Annotated in this window: 1 pseudogene; it reads right to left on the reverse strand. The window is 68.0% G+C overall.

Annotated elements, in window-relative coordinates:
* Positions 1-278: pseudogene (locus ACVA6Q_RS24635) on the reverse strand (DNA mismatch repair protein MutS); the annotation flags it as partial.

A 278-nucleotide genomic window follows, 5' to 3' on the forward strand; every position in this document is an offset into this window, starting at 1 on the left:
GTTTCCGTCAGTTCCAGATTGCGGCGCGTGGCGGTGTCCAGGCCGATGAATTCGCTTTCGTGTTCGACGGTCAGGCCGATCACGTGCCGCAGCGACTGGCCCTGCGTGGCCGCCGCGTAGTTCAGCAATGCGCCTGCCGCGGCCAGTGCCGCCGTCAACGTTTCCGCGCCGAAGGCGACGAGGCTTGCGACGCCCAGTTGCTCGCGCAGGCGGCGCGCGCCGGCTTCCACGTCGAAGTGCCAGTCGGGCAGGCGTGTACGCGCAACGTCGAACTGGAT

This window comes from Vibrio sp. DNB22_10_4 (assembly GCF_052879755.1).